The sequence below is a fragment of the Pseudoalteromonas sp. TB64 genome, from assembly GCF_000498095.1.
Classification (GTDB): Bacteria; Pseudomonadota; Gammaproteobacteria; order Enterobacterales; family Alteromonadaceae; genus Pseudoalteromonas.
Genome location: NZ_AUTQ01000013.1, coordinates 1 through 4493, shown reverse-complemented (window position 1 = coordinate 4493; position 4493 = coordinate 1). Strand labels below are relative to the sequence as shown.

4 protein-coding genes are annotated in these 4493 nt (G+C 39.6%); 2 read left to right on the top strand and 2 right to left on the bottom strand.

The window, feature by feature from the left end; genetic code table 11:
* On the bottom strand, nucleotides 1-359 hold a 359-nt coding region (locus tag L647_RS0100505; RefSeq protein ID WP_158001056.1), incomplete at its 3' end, for a P-loop NTPase.
* A gap of 187 nt (nucleotides 360-546) precedes the next feature.
* Between L647_RS0100505 and metG the strand changes: the two genes are divergently transcribed.
* The gene (metG, locus tag L647_RS0100500) at nucleotides 547-2568 is read left to right on the top strand and encodes a methionine--tRNA ligase (protein WP_024609476.1); all 2022 of its coding nucleotides are present in this window, start codon (nucleotides 547-549) and stop codon (nucleotides 2566-2568) included.
* A gap of 129 nt (nucleotides 2569-2697) precedes the next feature.
* Complete coding sequence (locus L647_RS0100495) at nucleotides 2698-3345, top strand: bifunctional 4-hydroxy-2-oxoglutarate aldolase/2-dehydro-3-deoxy-phosphogluconate aldolase (RefSeq protein WP_024609475.1); 648 nt, start codon at nucleotides 2698-2700, stop codon at nucleotides 3343-3345.
* 234 nt (nucleotides 3346-3579) lie between these two features.
* On the opposite strand, the gene lepB is transcribed toward L647_RS0100495, so the two are convergent.
* Nucleotides 3580-4230, bottom strand: coding sequence for a signal peptidase I (gene lepB / locus L647_RS0100490; RefSeq protein WP_024609474.1), 651 nt, complete (start codon nucleotides 4228-4230; stop codon nucleotides 3580-3582).
* Nucleotides 4231-4493 lie beyond the last annotated feature (263 nt).

The window sequence follows — 4493 nt, the reverse complement described above, 5'->3', positions numbered from 1 at the left end:
CCCGCCAAGTTAACGGCAGTAGTCGACTTACCTACTCCGCCTTTGCCTGAGGCAATAAGCACAATATGTTTAATCGCCTTAAACTTAGCTGCCTCTTTAATGATAACCTTGGCGCTAATTGTTACAGGCACATTTAAGCTTTCACTTACGTGTTGCTCAACTAAAGGCATTTCTGATTGCCCAGCAAATGGCAGGGTTAATTTAATGTGTAGTGATTTATCGTCATTTTGAGTAATAGTATTAATGAAGCTTTCGTCAATACCGACGGCAAAAGCCGCACTACGATATGCCGCTAAGGCAGTAATAATCGGTTGTTTTTGCACCGATTTAGAAGAGAATAGTTTCGACAGTCCAAACATAGCAATTAAATAGCGTTTCTTTGATGAAAAGTGCCACGGAATTATGTAACATTCAGGGCATTAACACCAGTCAATTAATAAAAATCCATAAGCTGTGCGCACTCTAAGCAGATAGCTTGTAGATAAATTAATGATAATTGCCGTTTGTATAATAAAAACGGCGTTTTATCCTCAATTCGGAATGATTATGACGCAGCGAAAGATCCTGATTACCAGCGCATTACCTTATGCAAATGGCCCTACTCACTTAGGTCATTTATTGGAATATATTCAAACTGATATTTGGTCACGTTTTCAAAAACTACAGGGCCACGAAGCTTATTATGTTTGCGCAGACGATGCCCACGGCACACCAATTATGCTTAATGCGCAAAAGCAAGGGATCACGCCTGAAGAAGCGGTAAAACAAGTCAGCATAGAGCGCCAACGCGACTTTGCTGACTTTAATATCAAATTTGATAACTACCACAGCACACACAGCCAAGAAAATAAAGAATTAAGCGAGCTTATTTATAACCGCCTAAACGATGCCGGTCATATTAAAAAGCACACTATTTCGCAATTATTCGACCCTGAAAAAGGTATTTTCTTACCCGATCGTTTTGTAACAGGTACTTGCCCAACGTGTAAGTCTGAAAACCAAAACGGCGACAGTTGTGATTCATGTGGTGCTACATACAGCCCTACAGATTTAATCAACCCACGTTCTGTAATGTCGGGCGCTGAGCCTGTACTTAAAGATTCTGAGCATTACTTTTTTGACCTGCCAGCATTTGAAGGCATGCTAAAAGAATGGCTACACTCGGGCACTATTCAACAAGAAATGGCTAATAAGCTAGATGAATGGTTTACCGATGGGCTGCAGCAATGGGATATTAGCCGCGATGCACCTTATTTTGGTTTTGAAATTCCAAATGCACCAGGCAAATACTTTTACGTTTGGTTAGATGCCCCTATTGGTTACATGGCGAGCTTTAAAAACCTGTGTGACAAAACAGGCATCAACTTTGATGAGTTTTGGGCTGAAGGTTCAGACGCTGAGCTTTATCACTTTATTGGTAAAGACATCATTTACTTCCACAGCTTATTTTGGCCAGCAATGCTAGAAGGCGCTAATTTTAGAAAGCCAACTAACGTATTCGCTCATGGTTTTGTCACTGTAAATGGCGAAAAAATGTCTAAATCGAAGGGCACGTTTATTAAAGCGCGCACTTATTTAGATAACTTAAACCCAGAGTACTTACGTTACTACTACGCAGCAAAATTAAGCAGCGGTATTGTTGACCTTGATTTAAACCTAGAAGACTTTGCACAGCGCGTAAATTCAGACCTAGTAGGTAAAGTAGTAAACATAGCGAGCCGTTGTGCTGGCTTTATTACTAAAAAGTTTGATGGCAAGCTAAGTAGCACAATTATGCAACCAGAGCTATTAGCAGAGTTTCAAGCGGCTGCACCTAGCATTACAACACACTATGAGAACCGCGATTACAGCCGCGCAATTCGCGAAATAATGGCGCTTGCCGACAAAGCAAACCAATTTATTGATGGCGCAGCACCTTGGGTATTAATTAAAGACGAAACTAAGCAACAAGAAGCACACGAAGTGTGTTCTCTTGGTCTTAACTTGTTCCGCGTTTTAATTACTTACTTAAAACCCGTGCTACCAGAAATGGCCGACAACGTACAAGCATTTTTAAATGACGACCTTGCATGGGACGGCGTTCAAAATGCACTCGTAAGCCACCCTATCAATAAATTTAAACCGTTAATGCAACGTGTTGAAATGGATAAAGTAAATAAAATGGTTGAAGAATCTAAAGAAAGCTTAGCGCCAAAAGTAACTATTGACCCTAACAGCCCACTTGCAAAAGAGCCTATTAGCGACGAGATAGAATTTGATGACTTTGCAAAAGTAGACTTACGCGTAGCTAAAATTGCTAAAGCAGAGCACGTAGAAGGCGCTGATAAACTACTTAAGCTAACACTTGATTTAGGCGGCGAAACTCGCCAAGTGTTTGCGGGTATTAAATCGGCTTACGCACCAGAGGATCTTGAAGGTAAGTTAACCGTTATGGTCGCTAACCTTAAGCCTCGTAAAATGCGCTTTGGTATGTCTGAGGGCATGGTATTAGCAGCAGGTCCTGGCGGAAAAGAAATTTATATTCTTAACCCAGATGACGGCTCAGAGCCTGGTATGCGCGTAATGTAAGCTAACGCTTAATAACCCATCTAAAAACCGCTGACATTGTCAGCGGTTTTTTTATAGGCTTCCCTATTTGCTTTATAAGCATTATTTAAATAATATCAGTGTATTAAAATATTTTTTAGATCAACAACCATGACCAACAACCTTGATACCCAAAGACTAAATACCAGTGCGCTAATCAAGCAATATAAGTTACTCGCAATCTTACGCTTAAAACAACAAAGCGATGTAGCTCCATTAATTGATTGCTTAGTTAATGCAGGCATAAGCGCACTCGAAATCACTTCAAACACGCCTGGCTTTGAGCAAGAAATAACAAAAGCACGCGCAGCTCATAAAAATGCACTTATTGGCGCAGGTACAATAATAAATACCACTCTGGCTCAGCAAGCAATTGATGCTGGCGCACAGTTTATTGTAACCCCTAACACAAATAAAGCCGTTGTAGATCTTGCCCACCAGCATGGGTTACCAGTATTAATGGGCGCATTAACACCTACCGATGTTGCAAATGCAATTGAGTATAACGCTGACATTATTAAAGTATTTCCTGCTGGCAGTATGGGCGTTGGTTACTTTAAAGCATTAACAGGCCCATTTTCAGAAGCACAACTAATGCCTGTTGGTGGTATTACTTTGGATAATATATCTCAGTGGTTTGACGCAGGTGCTTGCGGCGCGGCAGTAAGTGGTGATTTTTGTAAAATAGTCAACACAGAACAAGAACGCAGTGATCTTACTAAGCTTGTAAAAAGCTATATAAATAAACTGCCTAAATAGGCAGTTATACTTTAACTATAAAATTAGGACCTGTTTATCTTTCGAGGTTGAATTTGCAACTGGATGCGGAAACTTTGCCCGGTTTTTACTTATTCTTACATGGATATAAGTCAGTAGAATAACGCAGGAGCGGTTATCGAGCCCACTAGGTTACAAACCTAACGCCGCGATTAAATCGCCCCTAAATTGAACAAATTTTAATCTTGAAAGGTCAACAGGCCCTAAACATTCTTTTTAATTCAGCTTTTTCAATACACGATCTTTTCTTGGTAGGTAATAGTTATCATAATCAAGCGATACTATAACGCGCTCTGCTTTTCCCAATAGCTCATCACGCGGAATTAAACCTATTACACGAGAGTCTGCACTATTATCTCGGTTATCGCCCATTGCTAAATAATAATCATCTGGAATTGTTATTTCGTCAAACCCCGATAAACGCGAAGGAATATTCGCCACTCTTATCGAATGCTCTAATCCGTTTAAATCTTCAATTTTATCAAGTGAGTCTATGTTGCTGCGCTGATCTGCATAGTTAAGCTTTTTACCATTAATAACGAGCTCATTATTTTCAAGCGCCACGGTATCTCCTGGCAAACCAATTACACGCTTAATTAAACGATTATCGGCTGCCTGTGAGTCAAACACGATGATATCGCCAGTTTTCGGATCGCTTAATTTCAAAAGCGGTATATGCGTAAAAGGAATACGTAAGTCGTAAGCCATTTTATCAGTAAGAATCCTATCACCCTCTTGAATGGTCGGTTTCATTGAGCCTGTAGGCACTTCGTACCAGTCGGCAACAGCGCTTCTAAATACGCTCATTAGTGCAATAAATACGATGAGAGAACGATTGTTTTTCCAAAAATTATAAACTGGTTTCATGCCTAATCCCTTTAATTTAACACGTCTTTAATTGAGTAAGTGTTTATATGACTTTACTAATAAGCAGCAGTTCAATTAAGGATGTAACAAAACATGTTTACTACTTAATTTTAATTGATCGATTAAATTTAAAGCGCCGTAACATTTAATGAAACCAACGGGTATTAACTTAAAGGAAAATAAAATGTTTAAGAAAATTACTACTGCATTATTGTTTACAACAGCAAGCCTTGGATTTACTACGGCGGCTTATGCTGATCATC